Source organism: Amycolatopsis ultiminotia (genome assembly GCF_039536925.1).
Lineage (GTDB): Bacteria > Actinomycetota > Actinomycetes > Mycobacteriales > Pseudonocardiaceae > Amycolatopsis > Amycolatopsis ultiminotia.
This window is the reverse complement of sequence record NZ_BAAAZN010000013.1, coordinates 91,351-112,121: the sequence shown is the minus strand read 5'-3', so window position 1 is coordinate 112,121 and position 20,771 is coordinate 91,351. Positions and strand designations below refer to the sequence as shown.

20 protein-coding genes are annotated in these 20,771 nt (G+C 71.3%); 6 read left to right on the top strand and 14 right to left on the bottom strand.

What is annotated here, in order from left to right; genetic code table 11:
• Positions 1-3 precede the first annotated feature (3 nt).
• Positions 4-588 (bottom strand): MBL fold metallo-hydrolase, encoded by a 585-nt coding sequence (locus ABD793_RS27420; protein ID WP_344865048.1) that lies wholly within the window; start codon positions 586-588, stop codon positions 4-6.
• Between the two features lie 135 nt (positions 589-723).
• Between ABD793_RS27420 and ABD793_RS27415 the strand changes: the two genes are divergently transcribed.
• Positions 724-1,605 (top strand): peptidylprolyl isomerase, encoded by an 882-nt coding sequence (locus ABD793_RS27415; protein ID WP_344865046.1) that lies wholly within the window; start codon positions 724-726, stop codon positions 1,603-1,605.
• A 1-nt stretch (position 1,606) separates the two neighbouring features.
• A complete protein-coding gene (locus tag ABD793_RS27410) occupies positions 1,607-2,392 on the top strand; it encodes an aminotransferase class IV (protein WP_344865044.1) in 786 nt (261 codons plus the stop codon).
• A gap of 177 nt (positions 2,393-2,569) precedes the next feature.
• On the opposite strand, the gene ABD793_RS27405 is transcribed toward ABD793_RS27410, so the two are convergent.
• From ABD793_RS27405 to pdxT, 12 genes are all read right to left on the bottom strand, one after another.
• The gene (locus tag ABD793_RS27405; protein WP_344865042.1) at positions 2,570-3,358 is read right to left on the bottom strand and encodes an enoyl-CoA hydratase/isomerase family protein; all 789 of its coding nucleotides are present in this window, start codon (positions 3,356-3,358) and stop codon (positions 2,570-2,572) included.
• Positions 3,359-3,388: 30 nt separating this feature from the next.
• Positions 3,389-5,743 carry a RelA/SpoT family protein gene (locus tag ABD793_RS27400; RefSeq protein ID WP_344865040.1) on the bottom strand — a complete coding sequence of 785 codons (2,355 nt, stop codon included), beginning with the start codon at positions 5,741-5,743 and terminating at the stop codon, positions 3,389-3,391.
• A 142-nt stretch (positions 5,744-5,885) separates the two neighbouring features.
• The gene (locus ABD793_RS27395; protein ID WP_344865038.1) at positions 5,886-6,404 is read right to left on the bottom strand and encodes an adenine phosphoribosyltransferase; all 519 of its coding nucleotides are present in this window, start codon (positions 6,402-6,404) and stop codon (positions 5,886-5,888) included.
• Between the two features lie 4 nt (positions 6,405-6,408).
• Positions 6,409-7,542: a protein translocase subunit SecF gene (secF, locus tag ABD793_RS27390; RefSeq protein ID WP_344865372.1), complete on the bottom strand. Its 1,134-nt coding sequence runs from the start codon at positions 7,540-7,542 to the stop codon at positions 6,409-6,411.
• 100 nt (positions 7,543-7,642) lie between these two features.
• A complete protein-coding gene (gene secD, locus ABD793_RS27385; RefSeq protein WP_344865036.1) occupies positions 7,643-9,337 on the bottom strand; it encodes a protein translocase subunit SecD in 1,695 nt (564 codons plus the stop codon).
• 204 nt (positions 9,338-9,541) lie between these two features.
• Positions 9,542-9,964, bottom strand: coding sequence for a preprotein translocase subunit YajC (gene yajC / locus ABD793_RS27380; protein WP_344865034.1), 423 nt, complete (start codon positions 9,962-9,964; stop codon positions 9,542-9,544).
• 120 nt (positions 9,965-10,084) lie between these two features.
• A complete protein-coding gene (gene ruvB, locus ABD793_RS27375) occupies positions 10,085-11,161 on the bottom strand; it encodes a Holliday junction branch migration DNA helicase RuvB (protein WP_425548781.1) in 1,077 nt (358 codons plus the stop codon).
• Between the two features lie 15 nt (positions 11,162-11,176).
• A complete protein-coding gene (gene ruvA / locus ABD793_RS27370) occupies positions 11,177-11,773 on the bottom strand; it encodes a Holliday junction branch migration protein RuvA (RefSeq protein WP_344865030.1) in 597 nt (198 codons plus the stop codon).
• Entirely contained in the window at positions 11,770-12,372 is a 603-nt protein-coding gene (ruvC, locus tag ABD793_RS27365) for a crossover junction endodeoxyribonuclease RuvC (RefSeq protein WP_344865028.1), read from the bottom strand. The genes ruvA and ruvC overlap by 4 nt, the downstream gene beginning before the upstream one ends.
• A 535-nt stretch (positions 12,373-12,907) precedes the next feature.
• Positions 12,908-13,429: a DUF4262 domain-containing protein gene (locus tag ABD793_RS27360; protein ID WP_344865026.1), complete on the bottom strand. Its 522-nt coding sequence runs from the start codon at positions 13,427-13,429 to the stop codon at positions 12,908-12,910.
• 163 nt (positions 13,430-13,592) lie between these two features.
• A complete protein-coding gene (locus tag ABD793_RS27355) occupies positions 13,593-14,342 on the bottom strand; it encodes a YebC/PmpR family DNA-binding transcriptional regulator (RefSeq protein WP_344865024.1) in 750 nt (249 codons plus the stop codon).
• A 60-nt stretch (positions 14,343-14,402) separates the two neighbouring features.
• Positions 14,403-15,047: a pyridoxal 5'-phosphate synthase glutaminase subunit PdxT gene (pdxT, locus tag ABD793_RS27350; protein ID WP_344865370.1), complete on the bottom strand. Its 645-nt coding sequence runs from the start codon at positions 15,045-15,047 to the stop codon at positions 14,403-14,405.
• 387 nt (positions 15,048-15,434) lie between these two features.
• On the opposite strand from pdxT, the gene pdxS reads away from it, so the two are divergent.
• Positions 15,435-16,346, top strand: coding sequence for a pyridoxal 5'-phosphate synthase lyase subunit PdxS (pdxS, locus tag ABD793_RS27345; protein WP_344865022.1), 912 nt, complete (start codon positions 15,435-15,437; stop codon positions 16,344-16,346).
• A gap of 349 nt (positions 16,347-16,695) precedes the next feature.
• Here pdxS and ABD793_RS27340 read toward each other — a convergent pair whose 3' ends face one another.
• A complete protein-coding gene (locus ABD793_RS27340; protein ID WP_425548780.1) occupies positions 16,696-17,274 on the bottom strand; it encodes a helix-turn-helix domain-containing protein in 579 nt (192 codons plus the stop codon).
• A gap of 55 nt (positions 17,275-17,329) precedes the next feature.
• On the opposite strand from ABD793_RS27340, the gene ABD793_RS27335 reads away from it, so the two are divergent.
• The 3 genes from ABD793_RS27335 to ABD793_RS27325 all read left to right on the top strand — a co-directional run bounded on the left by ABD793_RS27335 (position 17,330) and on the right by ABD793_RS27325 (position 20,715).
• Entirely contained in the window at positions 17,330-18,025 is a 696-nt protein-coding gene (locus tag ABD793_RS27335; protein ID WP_344865020.1) for an AzlC family ABC transporter permease, read from the top strand.
• On the top strand, positions 18,025-18,345 hold the full coding sequence (locus ABD793_RS27330) for an AzlD domain-containing protein (RefSeq protein WP_344865018.1): 321 nt from the start codon (positions 18,025-18,027) through the stop codon (positions 18,343-18,345). The genes ABD793_RS27335 and ABD793_RS27330 overlap by 1 nt, the downstream gene beginning before the upstream one ends.
• Positions 18,346-18,603: 258 nt before the next feature.
• Entirely contained in the window at positions 18,604-20,715 is a 2,112-nt protein-coding gene (locus ABD793_RS27325) for an elongation factor G-like protein EF-G2 (protein WP_344865016.1), read from the top strand.
• Positions 20,716-20,771 lie beyond the last annotated feature (56 nt).

Below are 20,771 nucleotides of genomic sequence, written 5' to 3'. Positions count from 1 at the left end.
CGCTCACCCGGCCGCGCCGGGCAGGTGCGGATTGCCGGCGCGTTCGCGTCCGAGGGTCGTCGCCGGGCCGTGTCCCGGCAGCACGACGGTGTCGTCGGCAAGGGTGAGCAGTGTGCGCAACGATCTCTCCAGGTCGGCGCCGGAGCCGCCGGTACGCCCGATCGACCCGGCGAACAGCGTGTCCCCCGTGAGCACCAGCCTGCCACCCTCGTGCGCGGTGACGGTGAAGGCCACCGATCCCGGCGTGTGTCCGGGCAGCGGCAGCACCCCGACGGTCAGGCCGGCCACCGCGAGCGGCCCCTCGGCCAGCGGTTCCCACGGGCCGGAACAGCCGTCCGCGTCCGCCGGGTGCAGCCGCAGCGGCACGCCGTAACGCGCCGAGGCCTCGGCAGCCGCGCCGACGTGGTCCGGGTGCCCGTGCGTGGCCAGCAGCGCGACCGGCGTCAGCTCGTGCTCGGCCAGCGCGGGCACGAGCGGCGCCATCGCCCCTTCGCCGGGGTCGACCACCACGCACGGGCCGCCGGGAGCGGGCGCGAGCAGGTAGCAGTTCGAGCGCAGCGGACCGGCGGCGAATCCGGCGACGAGCACGAAAACCCCTCCCGCGAAGTCGTCTCGATCACGATCACGACGACACTAGCCGCCCCTGTACAGAGGCCTCACAGGCTGTGCCCATACACTGCCGGAACCTCAGACGTGTGACTCCGAGCGGAAACTGGAGGGCGGGTGGCGACCAACCAGCAACGCCGCGAAGCCGCGAAGCGCAAACTCGAGCGGCAGCTCGTGCGCAGGGCCGAACGGCAGAAGCGACGCAAGATCGTCGGCGCTGGAGTGGTCGGCGGTGTCGTGCTCATCGTCGCCGGTCTGGTGGTGTGGATCGTGAACAGCGGCGGCAGCGGCGACGACCAGGCCACGGCCGCCCCGCCGTCCAGCTCGACCCCGCCTGCGCCGACGGCCACGGACATCCCGACCCAGCGCGCCGAGCTGCCGAAGCGGACGAAGGCCCTGCCGAACCCGACCACGTGCTCGTACCCGGCGGACAAGCAGAGCGCGCCGCCGGAGAAGAAGGCGACCGTGCCGGACGGCAAGAACGTGCCCTCGACCGGCACGGTGAACATCACGATGAAGACGACCCAGGGCGACATCCCGATCACCCTCGACCGGTCGCTGGCGCCGTGCACCGTGAACAGCTTCGAGAGCCTCGCCAAGGAAGGCTTCTACACCGACACGATCTGCCACCGGCTCGGGGTCACCGAACTGCAGATGCTGCAGTGCGGCGATCCGAACGCCAAGGGCGACGTGAGCACGGACGGCAGGGGCGGCCCCGGCTTCACCGTCCCGGACGAGCTCGTCGACGGGCAGAAGTACGGCCGTGGCCTCCTCGCGATGGCCAACACCGGCCAGCCGAACACGGGTGGCAGCCAGTTCTTCATGGTCTACGGCAAGGCGGAGCTGCAGCCGCAATACACGATCTTCGGCAGCATCTCCGACGCCGGGCTGCAGGTGCTGAACAAGATCGCGAAGACCGGTATCGGCGCGGTCGGCGAGGACGGTGCCACCGGCGAGCCCAAGGAACCGGTCAAGTTCACCTCGGTCACCGTCTCCTGAGGTGACTGTCCGGCGCGAGCTCAACGGCGCACCCGCCGGTCCCGACGACCTCGCCGCGGCGATGACCGGCTACGGCCATTTCACCGCGATGCAGGTCCGGGACGGGCGGGTGCGCGGACTGCCCCTGCACCTCGACCGGCTCGCGACGAGCACCCGTCTGCTGTTCGGTGCCGACCTCGACGTCGAGCAGGTCCGGCGGTACGTACGGCAGGTCGTCGCCGGGCAGGGTGCGCTGTCCGTGCGGGTGGTGGTCTTCTCCCGAGCGTCGGCGCACGAGGCGGTGATGCCGCCCGAGGTGCTCGTGCGGACCGAACCGCCGCGCGAACACGTGGCCGAGCCGATCCGGCTGCGTGCCGTGCGGTACCAGCGGGACCTGCCGCAGGTGAAGCACCTCGGCGGGTTCGGCCTGATCCGCCACTCGCGCGAGGCGGCCCTCGCCGGCTACGACGACGCGCTGTTCCTCGACGACGCCGGACGGGTCAGCGAGGCGTCGATCTGGAACGTCGGGTTCGTCCGCGACGGCACGGTGACCTGGCCGGAGGCCGCCGTCCTGCCCGGCATCACCTACCTCGTGCTGCGCGAGCAGCTGCGCACCGCCGGGGTGGCGCAGGAGGTCCGGCCGGTGTACCCGGCCGAGCTGCCCACGTTCGACGCGGTGGTCCTGACCAATTCCGAGACGGTTGCCCGCCCGGTCGCCACGGTCGACGACCTCGTGCTGCGCACCGACCCCGCCGCCGTCCAGCTCCTGCGCAGCGCCTACGAAAACGCGCCCTGGGACGAGATCTAGGTGTGCGGTCCAGGGACGTCGTCGTGAGCTGAGGCGGTGGCCGCCTGTCCTGCTGAACGGATGGGCCTACGCCCGCTTCCACCCCAGCGGACACGACCGTCGGACCGCTCTACCTGCGCGGTTGCACTTCTACCGGGAAACTACCCGGCACCCGACCGACCTCCCCGGACACCGCACCTAGCGGACCGGTCGATCGGTGAACTCCGGCGCACGGCGGTTCAGGAAGGCGTCCACGCCCTCCGCGTAGTCCGCGCTGTGCAGCACCGCCAGCCGGATGTCCGCCACCTCCTGGTCGGCTTCCTCCTGGCCCGCAACGATCTTCTCGATGATCCGGTTCATGCCGTGGATCGACGCCTGCGAACGGGAGCAGAGGGTCTCGACGAAACGGGCGGTGACCGGCTCCAGATCGGCTGCCGCGACGACGTCGTGCACGAGGCCGATCTCGCGGGCCCGCCCGGCGTCCACGAGTTCTCCGGACAGCAGAAGGTACTTGGCCCATGCCGGCCCCACCAGCGACACCAGCAGACGGGTCGAGGGGAACTGGTAGGCGATGCCGAGCCGCGCCGGGGTGATGCCGAACCGGGCGCCGTCCGCGGTGAAGCGGAAATCGCACGCCACCGCAAGCTGGCAGCCGCCGCCGATGCAGTTGCCCTGGATCGTCGCCACCGAAGGGGTGCGCATCCCGGTCAGTGCGTCCACCGCGGCGTCCACGGCCTTGTCGTAGGCGCTCGCCCCTTCGGCGGTGTTGCGCAGCGTACGGAACTCGCTGATGTCCGCTCCTGCCGAGAAGTGCGGACCGGCACCGGCCAGCACGAGCACCTTCAGCTCCGGAGCCGCCTCGACCTGTGCCACGACTTCCGGGATCGCCGACCACATCTCGTGCGTGATGGCGTTCATCTTCTCCGGCCGGGTGAAGGTGAACCGGGCGACAGCGCCGTCGCGGGTGAACTCGAATCCGTCGGTCATGGCAGCACCCTAACCGGCGACGGGCACCGGTCAGGACGCCGAAGTGACCCGGTACACGTCGTAGACGCCCTCCACCCCGCGGACCACCTTCAACACGTGCCCGAGGTGTTTGGGATCGCCCATCTCGAACGAGAACCGGCTCACCGCGACCCGGTCCCGCGAGGTGGTCACCGACGCGGACAGGATGTTGACCTTCTCGTCCGCGAGCACCTTCGTGACGTCCGAGAGCAGCCGGTGCCGGTCGAGCGCCTCCACCTGGATGGCGACCAGGAACACCGAGGACGACGACGGCGCCCACTCCACCTCGACCAGCCGCTCCGGCTGGGCCCGCAGATCGTCCGCGTTCGTGCAGTCGGTGCGGTGCACGCTCACCCCGCCGCCGCGGGTGACGAAGCCGAGGATCTCGTCGCCGGGCACCGGGGTGCAGCAGCGCGCGAGCTTCGCCCACACGTCGCCCGCGTCCTTGACGATCACGCCGACGTCGTTGGAGCCCCGGCGGCGGGTGACGGTGGACGGCGTCGCCCGCTCGGCCAGTTCCTCCTCCGCCTCGTCCACCCCGCCGATGAGGGCGACCAGCCGTTGCACCACGTGCTTGGCGCCGGTGTGCCCCTCCCCCACGGCCGCGTACAGCGAGGAGATGTCGGGGTGCCGCAGTTCCTTGGCCACCGAGCCCATCGACTCGGCCGACACCAACCGCTGGATCGGCAGGCCGACCTTGCGGACTTCCTTGGTGATCGCTTCCTTGCCGGATTCGATCGCCTCGTCGCGGCGTTCCTTCGCGAACCACTGGCGGATCTTCGCCCGTGCCTTCGGTGATCCGGCGAACTGCAGCCAGTCGCGGCTCGGCCCGGCATTGCCGGCCTTGGACGTGAAGATCTCCACGACCTCGCCGTTTTCCAGCTTCCGCTCGAGCGCGACGAGGCGTCCGTTGACCCTGGCCCCGATGCAGCGGTGCCCGACCTCGGTGTGCACCGCGTAGGCGAAGTCCACCGGCGTGGAATCGGCAGGCAGCGTGATCACGTCGCCCTTCGGCGTGAACACGAAGATCTCGCGCGCGCCGAGTTCGTAGCGCAGCGACTCGAGGAAGTCGCCCGGATCGGCGGCCTCCCGCTGCCAGTCGAGCAGCTGGCGCATCCACGCGATCTCGTCGAGCTCCATCCCGTTGGCGCTGCCGCTGTGCGTGCCCCGGGTTTCCTTGTACCGCCAGTGCGCCGCGATGCCGTACTCCGCGGTGCGGTGCATGTCGTAGGTGCGGATCTGCACCTCGAGCGGTTTGCCGTCCGGCCCGATCACGGTGGTGTGCAGCGACTGGTACACGCCGAACCGCGGCTGCGCGATGTAGTCCTTGAACCTGCCGGGGACCGGCTGCCACAGCGCGTGCACCACCCCCATCGCGGCGTAGCAGTCGCGTACGTCCTCGACCAGGATCCGCACGCCCACGAGGTCGTGGATGTCGTCGAGGTCGCGGCCGCGCACGATCATCTTCTGGTGGATCGAGTAGTAGTGCTTGGGCCTGCCCTCGACCTTCGCGGTGACCCGCGAGGACACCAGGTTGCCGGTGAGGTCCGCGATCACCTTGCGCAGGTAGGTGTCCCTCGACGGGGCGCGATCGGCGACCAGGCGCACGATCTCGTCGTACTTCTTCGGCTGCAGGATCGCGAACGCGAGGTCCTCCAGCTCCCACTTCACCGTGGCCATGCCGAGCCGGTGTGCGAGCGGGGCCAGCACCTCCAGCGTCTCGCGGGCCTTGCGGGCCTGCTTCTCCGGCGGCAGGAACCGCATGGTGCGCATGTTGTGCAGCCGGTCGGCGAGCTTGATGACCAGCACCCGCGGGTCCTTGGCCATCGCGATCACCATCTTGCGGATGGTCTCCGCCTCGGCCGAGGTGCCGAGCTTCACCTTGTCCAGTTTGGTGACGCCGTCGACGAGTTCGCCGACCTTCTCGCCGAAGTCGGCCTTGAGCTCGTCGAGTGAGTAGCCGGTGTCCTCGACCGTGTCGTGCAGCAGCGCCGCCACCAGCGTGGTGGTGTCCATGCCGAGCTCGGCGAGGATGGTGGCCACCGCGAGCGGATGCGTGATGTACGGATCGCCGGACTTGCGCCGCTGGTCGCGGTGCAGCTCCTCGGCCACGTCGTAAGCCCGCTGCAGCAGGCCGAGATCCGCGTTCGGGTGCAGTTCGCGGTGGATCACCGCCAGCGGTTCGAGCACCTGCTTGACCGGTGCGGCCCGCTGCGCGGTGATCCGGCGCGCCAGCCGGGCCCGCACCCGGCGGGTCGCCGACGGATTCGGTGCCGCCCCGTTCGCCTTCGGCAGCGGCTGCGCCCCGGTGTCCTTCGCGGAGACCGTGCTCTTCGCGGGGACGTCGGCGTCGAGCTCCTGGCTCACCCGCACCTCCTGCTGCTCGTGCGGCTCCTGAACCTCCAGGGTAGCCGCTGGGCCTCCGGGCTCCTCGGCACCGCCCGTTTCCGGGTGAGTTTCGAGGTCCGCGTCCCGGTCACCCTGCGTGGCAATCGGCCGGGTTTCCCGGTCAGACCGACCGCAGTGCGTGCACGGAACGGCCGCCGAGGCCGGCCCGGCCGCCCAGCGCGGCGAGCTCCAGCACCACCGAAACGCCGGTCACCACCGCACCGGCGTCCTCGAGGAGCTTGCCGGTGGCCGCGACCGTGCCGCCGGTGGCGAGCACGTCGTCGAGCACCGCGATCCGCTGCCCGGCCCGCACGACACCGGCGGGCAGCTCGACGCTCGCGGTTCCGTACTCCAGGGAGTAGTCCACCCGCCCGGCCACCGCGGGCAGCTTGCCCGGCTTGCGCACGAGCACCACGCCGAGACCCCGCGAGTACCCCACCGCCGCGGCGAGCAGGAACCCGCGCGCCTCGACGCCGGCGACCAGTTCGGCGTCCGGCGCCAGCGTGCCGGCCAGCGCGTCGGCCACTGCGGCGAACCCGGCCCCGTCCGCGAACAACGGGCTGAGGTCCCGGAACAGCACCCCCGGCTCGGGGAAGTCCGGCACCTCGGCGATCAGGTCCAGTGCCTCGTCGAGCCGCATCGGGTCAGCGCTTCTTCTTGGACGACGGGCGAGGCTTGGCCTTCGGGGTGCGGGCCGGCACCGCGGCCGCCGCCGCGTAGGCCTTCTCCTTGCGCAGTTCGCTGGCCAGCTGCTTCTCGTCGGTCGGGTCGAAGTCCCCGCCGGTGTCGCGGGAGGCGGCCTTTGCCCGCCGGGCCCGCACCCGTTCGGCCTGCTGCCGGTACCGCGGATCGCGCATCTTCAACTCGACCAGCAGCGGGGTGGCCAGTGCGACCGAGGACAGCACCCCGACCAGGGTGCCGGTGAGCTGCACCAGTGCCAGGTCCTGCAAGGTGCCCGAGCCGAGCAGGATGTAACCGACGATGAGCAGGCCGAGGATCGGCAGCAGCGCGATGAACGCGGTGTTGAACGAGCGCATCAGCGTCTGGTTCAGCGCCAGGTTCGCCGCCTCGCCGTAGGTGCGGCGGCTCAGGCCGAGCAGTCCGCGGGAGTTCTCCCTGACCTTGTCGAACACCACCACCGTGTCGTACAGCGAGAATCCGAGAATGGTGAGCAGGCCGATCACCGTCGCCGGGGTGACCTCGAAACCGGACAGCGAGTACACGCCCGCGGTGACCACGATGTCGTGCAGCAGCGAGATGAGTGCCGCCATCGCCATCCGGGTGTCGAAGTAGATCGCCAGGAAGATCACCACAGCGACCAGGAACACCACGAGCGCGATCACGGCCTGCCGGGAGATCTCACCCCCCCAGGACGCGCTCACCGCACTGTCGCTGATCGCCTGCGGACTCGGCTGCCCACTGCTGCCGATCGGCGCGAGGTCGGTGAACAGCTGCTTCTTCACCTTGTCCACCGCGGCGGGTTCGAGCGCCTCCGAACGGAGCTGGAAGGTCGAGGCCGCGCCCGTACCGACCTGCTGGGTCTCCGCGGGCTGCTCGCCCAGCGCCTTCTGGAACGACTCGATCACCTGCGATTTGGAGATCTCGCCGCGGGCGCCGTGCGCGGGCATCTGGATCTGGGTGCCGCCCTCGAACTCGATGCCGAAGTTGAAGCCGCGGAACACCATCGAGCCGATGCACACCAGCAGCAGCAGCGCGAAGAAGAGGTACCAGCGCTTGCGCGCGCCGACGATGTCCAGGGCGCCGGTGCCCACGTACAGCCGGTGGAAGAAGCTTTCCTTCTTGCCGGTCTCGCCCGCAGGGGTGCCGGTCTCGCCCGCCGGGGTGCCGGCGTCCGGGGTGGTGTCTTCGGCAGCCACGTCAGGCCTCCTTCACGTTCGTACGGCCTGCGGACTTGCGCGCCGCCTTGCGTTGCGTGCTCAGCCGCTGGACGGCACCGAGGCCGAGGTGCCGGGGGTTGGACAGGAATGCCGACTTCGAGGTGGACACCAGCGCCACGAGCGGATGCGTGACCAGGTAGACGACCACGAGGTCGAGCACGGTCGACATACCGAGGGTGAACGCGAAGCCCTGCACGTCGCCGACCGCGATGATGTAGAGGATCGCCGCGGCGAGGAAGCTGACCGCGTCCGAGGCGAGGATCGTGCGCCGGGCTCTGGTCCAGCCGCGCGGCACCGCGGACCGGAACGTGCGGCCCTCCCGGATCTCGTCCTTGAGCCGTTCGAAGTAGATCACGAACGAATCCGCGGTGATGCCGATCGCGATGATCAGCCCGGCGACGCCTGCAAGGTCGAGCGTGTAGCCGATCCACCGCCCGAGCAGCACCAGCACCGAGTACACGAGCAGACCGGACATGGCCAGTGACCAGATCGTCAGGATGCCGAGCAGCCGGTAGTAGAACAGGCAGTAGACGAACACCACGAACAGGCCGACCGCGCCGGCGATCAGGCCTGCCTCCAGGGAGGCGAAGCCGAGCGTCGCGGACACCGTGGTGGCGTCCGAGGAATCGAACGACAGCGGCAGCGACCCGTACTTGAGGATGTCCGCCAGGTCCTTCGCGGAGGACTGGGTGAACTGACCGCTGATCTGCGTCTGGCCACCGAGGATGGCGCCGTTGACACTCGGTGCCGACACCACGTCGGTGTCCAGCACGAACGCGGCCTGCTTGCCCACGTGGGACGAGGTGAAGTCACCCCAGGTCTTGCTGCCCGCCGCCTTGAAGTTCAGGTCGACGATCCACTGGCCCTTGGTCTGGTCGTAGCTGGAGTTGGCGTCGGAGATCTCCGTGCCGGGCAGGAACTCCGGGCCCAGCACGTACTTGTTCGCGTCCTTGTCGCCGCAGGTGACCAGCGGTTTGCCCGGCAGGTCGTTGCCCTCGAGCGGATCGGCGACGTTCGGCGCACAGGTCAGCGTGGCCATCGCGGCCTGCTGGGCGGCCTGCGCCTTCGCCTGGTCGCTCGAGGTCAGGTCCGGGTTCTGCCGTACCTCGCGGGCCTTCTCGACCGGCGTCTGCTGCTGCCCGCCTGCCGAGGAGGACGGCGGCGCGGACGGAGTGCTGCTCGGCGGCTGCTGCGCCGGGGCACCTTCGGCACCACCGCCGCCACCCTGCTGGCCCGGCGCCGAGGACGGCGCGGACGGGCTGTTCGAAGCACCCGGCTGACCGGGCTGCGGGGCGTTCGGCTGCGAGCCGATCACCTCGCGGATCCCGAGCTTCGCGGTCCGGCCGAGGTTCTTCGCCTGGTCGCCCTGTTCGCCCGGCACCGTGATGACGACGTTGCTGCCGTCGAGCACCACCTCGGCGCCGCCGACCCCGATGCCGTTGACCCGGGTCTCGATGATCTGGCGGGCCTGGTTCAGCTGGTCGCGGGTCGGCTGTCCGCCGTCCGGCGTCCGTGCGCTGAGCGTGACCCGGGTGCCGCCCTGCAGGTCGATGCCGAGTTTCGGCGTCGGCTTGCCGTCACCGGTGAAGAACACCAGTGCGTAGAGCACGACCACGATCAGGGCGAAGAAGGCGAGATAGCGTCCCGGGCGGAGGTGCCCGGCCGATGGTGCCACGGTACTTCGGTCTCCTCGGACTGGGTGGACCCCGAGGGGTCGGATGAGCGTCCGGAAGAGGGCCTGCCCGGACGCTGCTGGGCCTGACCGTGGCGGCGGACACGCACGCAGCACCGAGACACTACTCGGTGCTGCGTGAGCCCGGCGTTCGCCCGTGCCGGCACGTCCGGCCGCGGACGGGTCAGTGCCCCGCGGTGCGGGTGGTCACTTCTTTTCGTGCTCCAGCGGGGGCGCGACCTGCGCACCCGGCTTCTCGCTCTCCTCGGCGGAGATGCTCTCCTGGGCAGGCGCCTCCGAAGGGCTCGAAGCCACCTCGGCCACGGTCTCGTCCGTGTCGGTGCCGGTGGTCTCGTCGGTCTCGGTGGCCGGGTCGACCTTCTCGCGCACCGCCAGGCGCAGCCAGGTGGTGACGACGCCGGGGGCGATCTCGAGGTCGATCGTGGTGTCGCCGCTCGCGTCGGCCACCGTGGCGTAGAGGCCCGACGTGGTCATCACGCGGTCGCCGGGGGCCAGGCCTTCCTGCAGATCCTTCTGGGCCGCCTGCTGCTTCTTCTGCTTGCGGGTGCCCATGATGAGCGGCACGGCCACCACGAGCAGCAGCAGCAACGGCAGCAGTAATTGGTTCATGACTCTCCATTCGACGGACGCCGCCGGTCGCCGTCCGCCTCCGGTTTTGACGGATGTGCTCTGTTCGAGTGTGCCAGGTGCCCGCGCACACGCCAGCACCCACCGTCCGGTCGCACCTCGTCAGTCCTGCTCGAACAACGTCGGACCGGCCTGATCGGCCCGCCCGGTCTCGGGCGGCGGCACCAGGCCGAGGTGTTCCCAGGCGGCCGCGGTCGCCACCCGGCCCCGTGGGGTTCGGGCGAGCATACCCGCGCGCACCAGGTACGGTTCGCACACCTCTTCCACCGTGGTCGCCTCCTCGCCCACGGCGACCGCGAGGGTGGAGATCCCGACCGGTCCCCCGCCGAACGAGCGGGTCAGCGCACCGAGTACGGCCCGGTCCAGCCGGTCGAGCCCCAGCTCGTCCACGTCGTAGACCTTCAGCGCGGCCCGCGCGACCTCGAGGGTGACCTTGCCGTCCGCCCGGACCTCGGCGTAGTCGCGGACCCGGCGCAGCAGCCGGTTGACGATCCGGGGGGTGCCCCGCGAGCGGCCGGCGATCTCCGCGCAGCCGTCCCGGTCGATGGCGATGCCGAGGATGGTCGCGGCGCGGCGGGCGACCAGCTCCAGCTCGCGGTCGGAGTAGAACTCCATCTGGCCGGTGAAGCCGAACCGGTCGCGCAGCGGACCGGTCAGCGATCCGGACCGGGTGGTGGCCCCGACCAGGGTGAACGGTGCGATCTCGAGCGGGATGCTGGTGGCGCCGGGGCCCTTGCCGACCACCACGTCGACCCGGAAGTCCTCCATCGCGAGGTAGAGCATCTCCTCCGCGGGCCGGGCGATGCGGTGGATCTCGTCGATGAACAGCACGTCGCCGGGCGCCAGGTTGGACAGCATCGCGGCCAGGTCCCCCGCGCGTTCGAGAGCGGGCCCGGAGGTGATCCGGATGGCCGCGCCCAGTTCCGCGGCCACGATCATGGCCATGCTCGTCTTGCCCAGCCCCGGCGGGCCGGACAGCAGCACGTGGTCCGGCGGCACCCCGCGCCTGCGGGCGCTCTCCAGCACCAGCTCGAGCTGCTCGCGCACGCGCGGCTGGCCGACGAACTCGTCCAGTTTGCGCGGCCGGAGCGTGGTTTCCAGGTCGCGTTCGCCGGTCTGCGCGAGCGCGGACAGCGTCTCGTCCTCGGCCTCGTACCCGCCGGTCTCGAACTCGGTCACCTCGGGTTCCACCGGCTACCGCTTCCGGCCGAGCGCCGCGAGCGCCGCGCGCAGCACCGACGACGTGGTGTGTCCCTCGCCGTCGGCGAGCACCCGGTCCACCGCCTGTTCGGCCTGCTTCGCCGCGAAACCGAGCCCGGCCAGCGCCTCCACCACTTCACCGCGCAGCGCGCCGGGGGCGGCCACGGCCGGTGCCTCGCCCGGCCCGCCGAGCGCGTTGACCTTGTCCCGCAGCTCCAGGCTCAGCCGCTCGGCGCCCTTGCGGCCGATGCCGGGCACCTGCGTCAGCACGGTGATGTTGCCTTCGACGACCGCGGCGCGCAGTTTGTCCGGCTCCAGCACGGCGAGCGTCGCCAGTGCGAGCCGGGGCCCGATCCCGGAGACGGTCTGCAGCAGGCCGAACAGCTCGCGCGCGTCCTCGTCGGCGAATCCGAAGAGGGTCAGCGAGTCCTCGCGCACGACCAGCGCGGTGTGCAGCCGCGTCCGCTCGCCGCGGCGCAGCGTGGCCAGTGTCGCCGGGGTGGCCTGCACGGCGAAGCCGACCCCGCCGACCTCGACCACCGCGTGGTCGAGCCCGACGGACAGCACTTCGCCGTGTACCGAGGAGATCATCGTCGTGCTCCTGACTCGTCCTGCTTCTTCGGGGGCCCGGCCTGTTTCGCCGCGGCGGCCAGCCGGGCCCGGTGTGCCTTGGCCAGCTCCGCCGCCCGTGCCTCGGCCTCGGCGAGCCGGACCCGCATCGGCTCCCGCCAGAGGTGGCAGATGGCCAGTGCCAGCGCGTCCGCCGCATCCGCCGGATGCGGCCGCACCTCGAGACCGAGCAGGCGCATCACCATACCGGTGACCTGCGCCTTGTCCGCACGCCCGGAGCCGGTGACCGAGGCCTTCACCTCACTCGGCGTGTGGAAGACCACCGGCAGCCCGCGCCGGGCCGCGGCCAGCGCCACCACGCCGCCTGCCTGTGCGGTGCCCATCGCGGTGCGGACGTTGTGCTGGGCGAACACGCGCTCCACCGCGACCGCCTCCGGGCGGTACCGGTCGAGCCAGCGCTCCACCTCGTCGGAGATGCTGAGCAGCCGCTCCGCCAGGTCGGTTCCGGCCGGTGTGCGCACCACGCCGACCGCGACCGGGCGCACGGTCCGTCCCGTGCCGCCGTCGACGACACCCAGGCCGCACCTGGTCAGACCGGGGTCGACCCCGAGCACCCGCACCCGTTCTCCTCCGCCCGCGCGAACATCCGTTCGACATGCAGGCTAGCGGTCGCCGCGGCGGGTGCCGCGGACGGACACGCCCGCGGGCACCACGGGGACACGGTCGTACCCGGGGATTCCGACACGTCCACCGCGCACCTGGGCCGGATGCCGCTGCCGTGGAGGTCGGCCGGTTCGCGCAGAGCCGGCGCGGGGACGGGACTCGGCGATCTACTACCTGCTGCGGGCGCCGGAGGTCTCCGCACCGGCTCGACCGGGTCGAGATGTTCGTGCACCACGGTGGCGCACCTGCCCGGATGCTGCTGCACCCCGGCGGCGAGGTGACCCGCCCGGTGCCGGGCACGGACCCTCGCCGCGGGCGCGCATCCGCAGGTCGTGGTGCCTGCCGTGGCCTCGCAGGCGAGCGTGCCGCTCGGCGCGTGGAGCCCGCTCGGCACAGTGGTCGTGCCGCCCTATCCCGACGAGGGATCCGGCCGTGCTCGCCGCGCAGTTCCCCGCCGGGGCCGCGGATCCGGCCGCGCTGACGCGGCGCTGCTCAGGGGCCGTCGACGCCGGGGGTCCAGCTTTCCGGCAGCCCGCTTTCGGTGAGCACCGGCTGCCACTGTGCGAACCCGTCCGGCGCGGTGTCCTGCCACGGGAAATGCCCCTCCGGGGTGGCGACGATCAGCTGCAGCGCCGGGAAGTCGCCGTCCGGGTAGACCAGGAACGCGGATCCGAAGTACTCCAGGTAGTGGCCTTTCGCCACCCGCTCGAAGACCACCGGGGCGCCGTCGAAGAAATCGTCGTAGCGCTTGCCGACCTCGAAGATCTCGCCGTTGGCCGCGCGGTCGACGTAGGCGTCCAGCAGCACCGGCGCCATCTGTTCGGGCAGCCCGACCACGACCGCCTCCGGCACGTTGTGCAGTGCCCAGGCGCATGCGGTGAAACAGTAGCCCGCGCCCTCGTCGTCGGAGGCAACCGAGATCACCGCATTGCCCCGTTCCCGCGCCTGGGCTTCGATCCACGCGATCAGGCTCTGGTCTTCGGCACTCAGGGCTGGGCTCGTCACGGCCGCCATTCTGCCGTACCCGCGCCGCCGAACCCAGCCCCCCGGCCGGAGATTTTCGGCCCGCGGTAAGGATTCCCGCGCTTTCCGTTGCAGGGCAAGGACATCGGGGCGGAAAAACGGCCGCAGCCCCGGACACTGCCCGGGGCTGCGGCCGTCGTCTTCGCCGGGTGGATCAGTCCACTGCGGCCATGACCTCGTCCGAGACGTCGAAGTTCGCGTAGACGTTCTGCACGTCGTCGCAGTCCTCGAGCGCGTCGATCAGCTTGAAGATCTTCTTGGCCCCGTCCACGTCGAGCGGCACGCTCACCGAGGGCAGGAAGGTCAGGTCGGCCGACTCGTACTCGAACCCGGCTTCCTGCAGTGCCTTGCGCACCGGTACCAGATCGCCGCCCTCGGACACGATCTCGAAGCTCTCGTCCAGGTCGTTGACCTCCTCGGCACCCGCGTCGAGGACCGCCAGCAGCACGTCGTCCTCGGTCGCGTCCGCCTTCGGCATGATCACCACGCCCTTGCGGTTGAACATGTAGGCGACCGAACCCGGATCGGCGAGTGAGCCGTTGTTGCGGGTGAGCGCGGTCCGCACCTCCATCGCGGCACGGTTCTTGTTGTCGGTGAGGCATTCGATCAGCACCGCGACACCGTTCGGGCCGTAGCCCTCGTAGGTGATGTTCTGCCAGTCGGCGCCGCCCGCCTCCTCACCGGCGCCGCGCTTGCGCGCGCGCTCGATGTTGTCCTGCGGGACCGAGGTCTTCTTCGCCTTCTGGATGGCGTCGTACAGCGTGGGGTTGCCGTCCGGATCGCCCCCGCCGGTCCGGGCGGCCACCTCGATGTTCTTGATCAGCCGGGCGAAGAGCTTGCCACGCTTCGCGTCGAGGTTGGCCTTCTTGTGCTTCGTCGTGGCCCACTTGGAGTGGCCGCTCATCTTTCCTCCATCTGTTCCTCGTCCGCCCGCCTGCCGGCCGGCCGACGCCGCGATCCCTGCTCAGGCTTCCCGCACGAGCTCGACGAACCGCCGGTGCAGCCGTTCGTCCCCGGTGATCTCCGGGTGGAACGCCGTGGCCAGCACCGCCCCCTGCCGGACGGCGACGATCCTAGCCACCCGCGGCCCGTCCGGCCGGTTGTCCGGATCGGCGGGCCCGGCCACGGTGGCCAGCACCTCGACCCCGCCTTCCGCCTTCTCCACCCACGGGGCGCGGATGAAGACCGCGTGCACCGGCCCGCCCGGCACGCCCGCGAACGGCAGGTCTGCCTCGAACGAATCGACCTGCCTGCCGAACGCGTTGCGCCGCACGAGCACGTCGAGCCCGCCGAGCTGGCGCTGGTCCGGACGGCCGTCGAGCACCTGGCGGGCGAGCAGGATCATCCCCGCGCACGAACCGAACGCGGGCAGCCCGCCCGCGATCCGTTCCCGCAACGGCTCGAGCAGCTCGAAGCTCTCCAGCAGCCGGGACATCGTGGTGGACTCGCCGCCCGGCAGCACCATACCGTCCACTTCGGACAGCTCGGCCGGACGGCGCACCGGGACGGCCCGCGCACCCGCGCGCTCCAGCATCGCGACGTGCTCGCGCACGGCGCCCTGCAGGGCGAGCACACCGATCTTCGGCGCTGCTCCCGAAGCTGTCGCCACCCGACCTCCCGAAAGACCTTCGCTCCAGCTTAGGGGGGCCACCCGCGGACCTTCCGGCCAGGTCAGCGGGCGGCGGCCGATCCGCTGCACGGTCTGCCGCAGACCTGAAGTGGACTGCTGGAATTGCCGGGAAGTGGCCTCCCAGAAGGTGATCTTCACCGGACGCCGGGTACCGGATCGGACCGGGCCACTACCGCACCCATCATGCTGCCCGGAAGCAAATACCCCGGTCAGCGCCGTGCTGGGACACCCACCCCGCGCCGACCGGATCGCGGCGGCCGGAAAAGTGGCCTTCCGAGATACCTCAGAACTGGCCTGCATCGACAGTCCACCGTGGACCTACGCTGGCCGGGACAGCAGTGTCGTCCTCCGAGAAAGGTCCGCAAGGTGTCGCAGCAGCAGAGCGCCGAACCCCAGTCCGTCACCGGCACCGCCAAGGTCAAGCGCGGGATGGCGGAAATGCTCAAGGGCGGCGTGATCATGGACGTGGTCACCGCCGAGCAGGCCAAGATCGCCGAGGACGCCGGCGCGGTCGCGGTGATGGCGCTCGAGCGCGTGCCCGCGGACATCCGCGCGCAGGGCGGTGTGGCGCGGATGAGCGACCCGGACCTGATCGACGGGATCATCGAGACGGTTTCGATCCCGGTCATGGCGAAGGCCCGGATCGGACACTTCGTCGAGGCGCAGGTGCTGCAGTCGCTCGGCGTCGACTACATCGACGAGTCCGAGGTGCTGACCCCGGCCGACTACGCCAACCACATCGACAAGTGGGCGTTCACCGTGCCGTTCGTCTGCGGCGCGACCAACCTCGGCGAGGCACTGCGCCGGATCACCGAGGGCGCGGCGATGATCCGCTCGAAGGGCGAGGCGGGCACCGGCGACGTCTCCAACGCCACCACGCACATGCGCAGGATCCGCGGCGAGATCCGGCGGCTGCAGGCACTGCCCGAGGACGAGCTGTTCGTCGCGGCCAAGGAGCTGCAGGCGCCGTACGAGCTGGTCAAGGAGGTCGCGGAGCACGGGAAACTGCCGGTCGTGCTCTTCACCGCCGGCGGCATCGCCACCCCGGCCGACGCGGCGATGATGATGCAGCTGGGCGCGGAGGGCGTGTTCGTCGGCTCGGGCATCTTCAAGTCCGGCAACCCGGCACAGCGCGCCGAGGCGATCGTGAAGGCCACCACCTTCCACGACGACCCGGACGTGCTGGCGAAGATCTCGCGCGGCCTCGGCGACGCGATGGTCGGGATCAACGTGGAGGAGCTGCCGGAACCGCACCGGCTCGCCGAACGCGGCTGGTGACGAGCACCTTCCTGCCGAGGAACAACGTCCGCTGGTGCGCGTTGTCGATGAGCCGCGAGCACCACCGCCGTTACGTGGATCGACACGAGGAGGACCGTGAACGGGCCTGACGATCGGGCCCGCAGCAGGCCGGTGCACGGTCGACCGGGCCCGCCCGCCGGGAGATCTTCAGGGGCGGCCGGCGGATCGCCGGGAGAGCGTTCCCGGCGGATGACCGACGCAGCCGGGGTTTCGCCGTCCACAAAGGACAACTGGCCGGGCTCGCGAGTCACTCGATCCCCGGCGCAGCACCGAGTGCGGGCCGCGGCAGCACCGTGGCGGAACCGCACCGGCCGGTAGCCGGTGCGGTTCAGGCGTACTCCGAGATTTCCACCCCGAACGTGCCCGGTTCGAGTGCCTCGAACACGTGCCGGACGTCGCCCGGGTAGCAGATGTAGTCGCCGGGCAGCAGCTCGGCCGGGTCGTCGGCGACGCCGATGCGGGCCCGCCCGGCGCACAGCACGATGTGCTCGACCACGCCGTTCATGTGCGGGTCCGACCGCCGTGGAGTGCCCGGCTCCGCGCGGACCAGGTACATGTCCCGGCGTGCCGCGGACGGGCACGCCGACAGCAGCGTGCACGCGTAGTCGGCGTGTTCGGCGAACACCGTGGGGCCCTTGCCCGCGCGGATCACCTTCACCTGGGGCCGGTCGGGCTCCACGAGCCGGGAAAACGGCACGTCGAGTGCCACGCCGAGCGCCCACAGCGTCTCCACGCTGGGATTGCCGGAAGCGGACTCCAGCTGGGACAGCGTCGATTTCGCGAGCCCGGCACGGCGGGCGACCTCGGTCAGCGAGAGCCCGGCGCGGGCCCGCTCGCGGCGCAGTGACGACGCGATGATGTCCAGCGGGGCGGAGGCGGCGTCGTGCGACATCCGTGTTCGATCCATCAGTCTCCTCGTTCGCCTTGACGAACAGTCGGCACTGCGTTCAGCATAGGGCACTATGCGTTCGATCTGGCGAACACTCGACCGCGGGCTTGTCCGCGACATCGGCCTCGTATGCCTTGCCGACGCACTCGTCGGCGTCTCCTACGGGGCCATCTCGGTGAGTTCCGGCTTCCCGCTCTGGGCGCCGATGCTGCTGTCACTGCTGGTCTTCGCCGGCGCGTCGCAGTTCATGTTCGTCGGCATCGTGGCCTCCGGTGGCAATCCGCTGGCCGCGGTCGCGGCCGGGCTGCTGGTGAACGCACGGCACGTGCCGTTCGGCTTCGCAGTGGGCGACGTCTTCGGCCGTGGTCTGTTCACACGGCTGGCCGGCAGCCATCTGATGGTCGACGAAACGGTGGCGTTCGCACTGGCCCAGCGGGACGCCGATCGCCGCCGGGCGGTGTATTGGCTGTGCGGCGCGGGGTTGTTCGCGTTCTGGAACACCGGCGTCGTGCTCGGCGCGTTCGCCGGCACGGCGATCCACGACACGGACGTGTTCGGCCTGGACGCCGCGTTCCCGGCAGTGCTGCTGGCGCTCGTGCTGCCGTCGCTGCGCGACCGGGCCACCCGCCTGCCGGTTCTGCTCGGGGTGGTGGCGGCCCTCGTCGCGACGCCCGTGTTACCCGCCGGACTGCCGGTCCTGCTCGCACTGGTCGGGGTCGTCGCCGGAGCCGCGGCGAAGGAGCCGAAACAGCGGGAAGGAGCACACTGATGGACGCCGTCGAACTGCTGATCGCGACCGCCGTACTGGCCGCCGGCACGTTCGCGTTCCGGTTCGCCGGCCCGGCCCTGCGTACCCGGCTGCGGCCCTCCGCCCGCGCCGAACGGCTGATGACGCTGGCCGCGGTCGTGCTGCTGGCGGCGCTGGTCGCGACGAGCACCCTCACCGAGGGGCACGGATTCGCCGGATTCGCCCGCCCGGCCGGGGTGCTCGTCGGCGGCGTGCTGGCCTGGCGCAGGGCACCGTTCGTCGCGGTCGTGGTGGCCGCGGCGGCGACCGCGGCACTGCTGCGGCTGGCCGGAGTACCGTGAGCGTCCGTTGTGGACAGCCGGAGGTCCGCCGCCGTTCCATCGTCCACAGTGGAACTCCGGCGGGCCGGGTCCGCCGGTGCGCGACCGGCCGCCCATTTCCGCCGACCGGTTCACCGGCGGACCGCCGAACGGCCTCCGCGCCGACGCCGGCACTCCCGGCGGTCACCGGCGTCCCCCCTTCGCGCCTTGCCTCACGCGGGGTGCCGGGTGTGTGATCGAGGACACACGCATTCGCCGTCGTCCGCTGAGGAGGCCGCCATGGCCGACAAGCAGAACAGGAGTACCGACACCGGGGCCGCCGTCGCTGTGTCCGACCCCGCCAAGGTGCGCAACGTCGTCCTCGTCGGACCTTCGGGTTCGGGCAAGACGACACTGGCCGAGGCGCTGCTCGCGGTGTCCGGGACCGTGTCGCGGGCCGGTTCGGTGGTCGAGGGCACCACGGTGTGCGACCACGATCCGGCGGCCGTGCGCCAGCAGCGTTCGGTCGGGCTGTCCGTGGCGCCGGTGCTGCACGCCGGGCACAAGATCAACCTCATCGACACCCCCGGCTACGCCGATTTCGTCGGTGAACTGCGCGCCGGGCTGCGGGCCGCGGACGCCGCACTGTTCGTGGTCTGCGCGGCGGAGGGTGTGGATGCCGCGACCGTCGCGGTCTGGGAGGAATGCGCTGCGGTCGGCATGCCGCGGGCAGTGGTGGTGTCCCGGCTCGATCACCACCGCGCCGATCCGCTCGCCGAGATCGCCGCCTGCCGGGCCGCCTTCGGCGCCGGGGTGCTGCCGCTCTACCTGCCCGCCCAGGACGGGCTGATCGGGCTGGTCACCCAGCGGCGCTACGACTACTCCGGCGGCTACCCACCGCGCGTGGGCGATCCCGATCCCGCCGAGCCGGCCGGTCTGGCCGCGGCCCGCGACGAGCTGATCGAGGGCATCATCGCGGAGAGCGAGGACGAGACCCTGATGGACCGCTACCTGGCCGGCGAGGAGATCGCCGAGGAGGTGCTGATCTCCGACCTCGAGACCGCGGTCGCGCGGGGGTCGTTCCACCCGGTCATCCCGGTGTGCGCGACCAGCGGGACCGGACTGGCCGAGGTACTCGACGGTATCGTGCGGGCGTTCCCGTCGCCGCTGGAGCACCGGCCACCCGGCGTGACCCGTCCGGACGGCGCACCGCACGACGCGCTGGCCGCCGACCCGGACGGCCCGCTCGCCGCCGAAGTGGTGCGCACCGCGGTCGACTCCTACGTCGGGCGCGTTTCCCTCGTGCGGGTGTTCTCCGGGACGCTGCGCGCGGAAAACGCGGTGCACGTGTCCGGCCACGGGCTCGCCGAACGCGGACACGAGGACCACGACGCCGACGAGCGCGTGGCCCACCTGTACTCCCCGCTCGGCTCGAACCTGCGCGAGGTGCCGCACTGCGTGGCAGGCGATCTGTGCGCGCTGACCAAGGTCGCCGTGGCGGAGACCGGCGACACCGTCTCGTCTCCGGACGATCCGCTCCTGATGAAACCGTGGCGGATGCCGGAGCCGCTGCTGCCGGTCGCCGTGGCGGCGAAGACCCGCAGCGACGAGGACACCTTGTCGCGCAACCTTTCCCGGCTCGTGGCCGGCGATCCGACGCTGCGCCTGGAGCGGAACGCGGAGACCGGGCAGCTCGTGTTGTGGTGTATGGGCGAGGCACACGCGGACGTCGTGCTTTCGCGGCTGCGCGCCGGTGGCGCGGAAGTGGAGACCGAACCGGTGCGGATCAGCCTGCGGGCCACGTTCGCGAAACCGGCGCGCGGGCACGGCAGGCACGTGAAGCAGTCCGGCGGGCACGGGCAGTTCGCCGTGTGCGACATCGAGGTCCAGCCGTTGCCGCGCGGTGGCGGGTTCGAGTTCGTGGACAAGGTGGTCGGCGGTGCGGTGCCGCACCAGTTCATCCCGAGCGTGGAGAAGGGCGTGCGGGCACAGCTGGAACGCGGGCTCTCCGACGGCCATCCGGTGGTGGACGTGCGGGTGACGCTGGTCGACGGCAAGGCGCACAGCGTGGACTCCTCCGATGCGGCGTTCCAGACCGCCGGGGCCCTCGCCCTGCGCGAGGCTGCCGCGGCGGGCCGGATCACCCTGCTGGAGCCGCTGGACGCGGTCGAGGTGACGCTGCCCGACGAGCACCTGGGCACCGTGCTCGGCGATCTGTCCGCACGCCGCGGCCGGGTCCTCGGCACCGAATCCGGCGAGGGCGGCCGCAGTGTGGTGCACGCCGAGGTGCCTGCCGTGGAACTGCTGCGCTACGCGGTCGACCTGCGCTCGCTGACCTCCGGCACGGCCGCTTTCAGCCGGCGGCACGCCCGCTTCGAGCCGATGCCGGACACCGCGGTGGTCCCGACCTGAGAAGGCGGACCGTGCCCGGACGCCAGGCGGCGATCCCGGCCCGTGGGGGTGGCCGT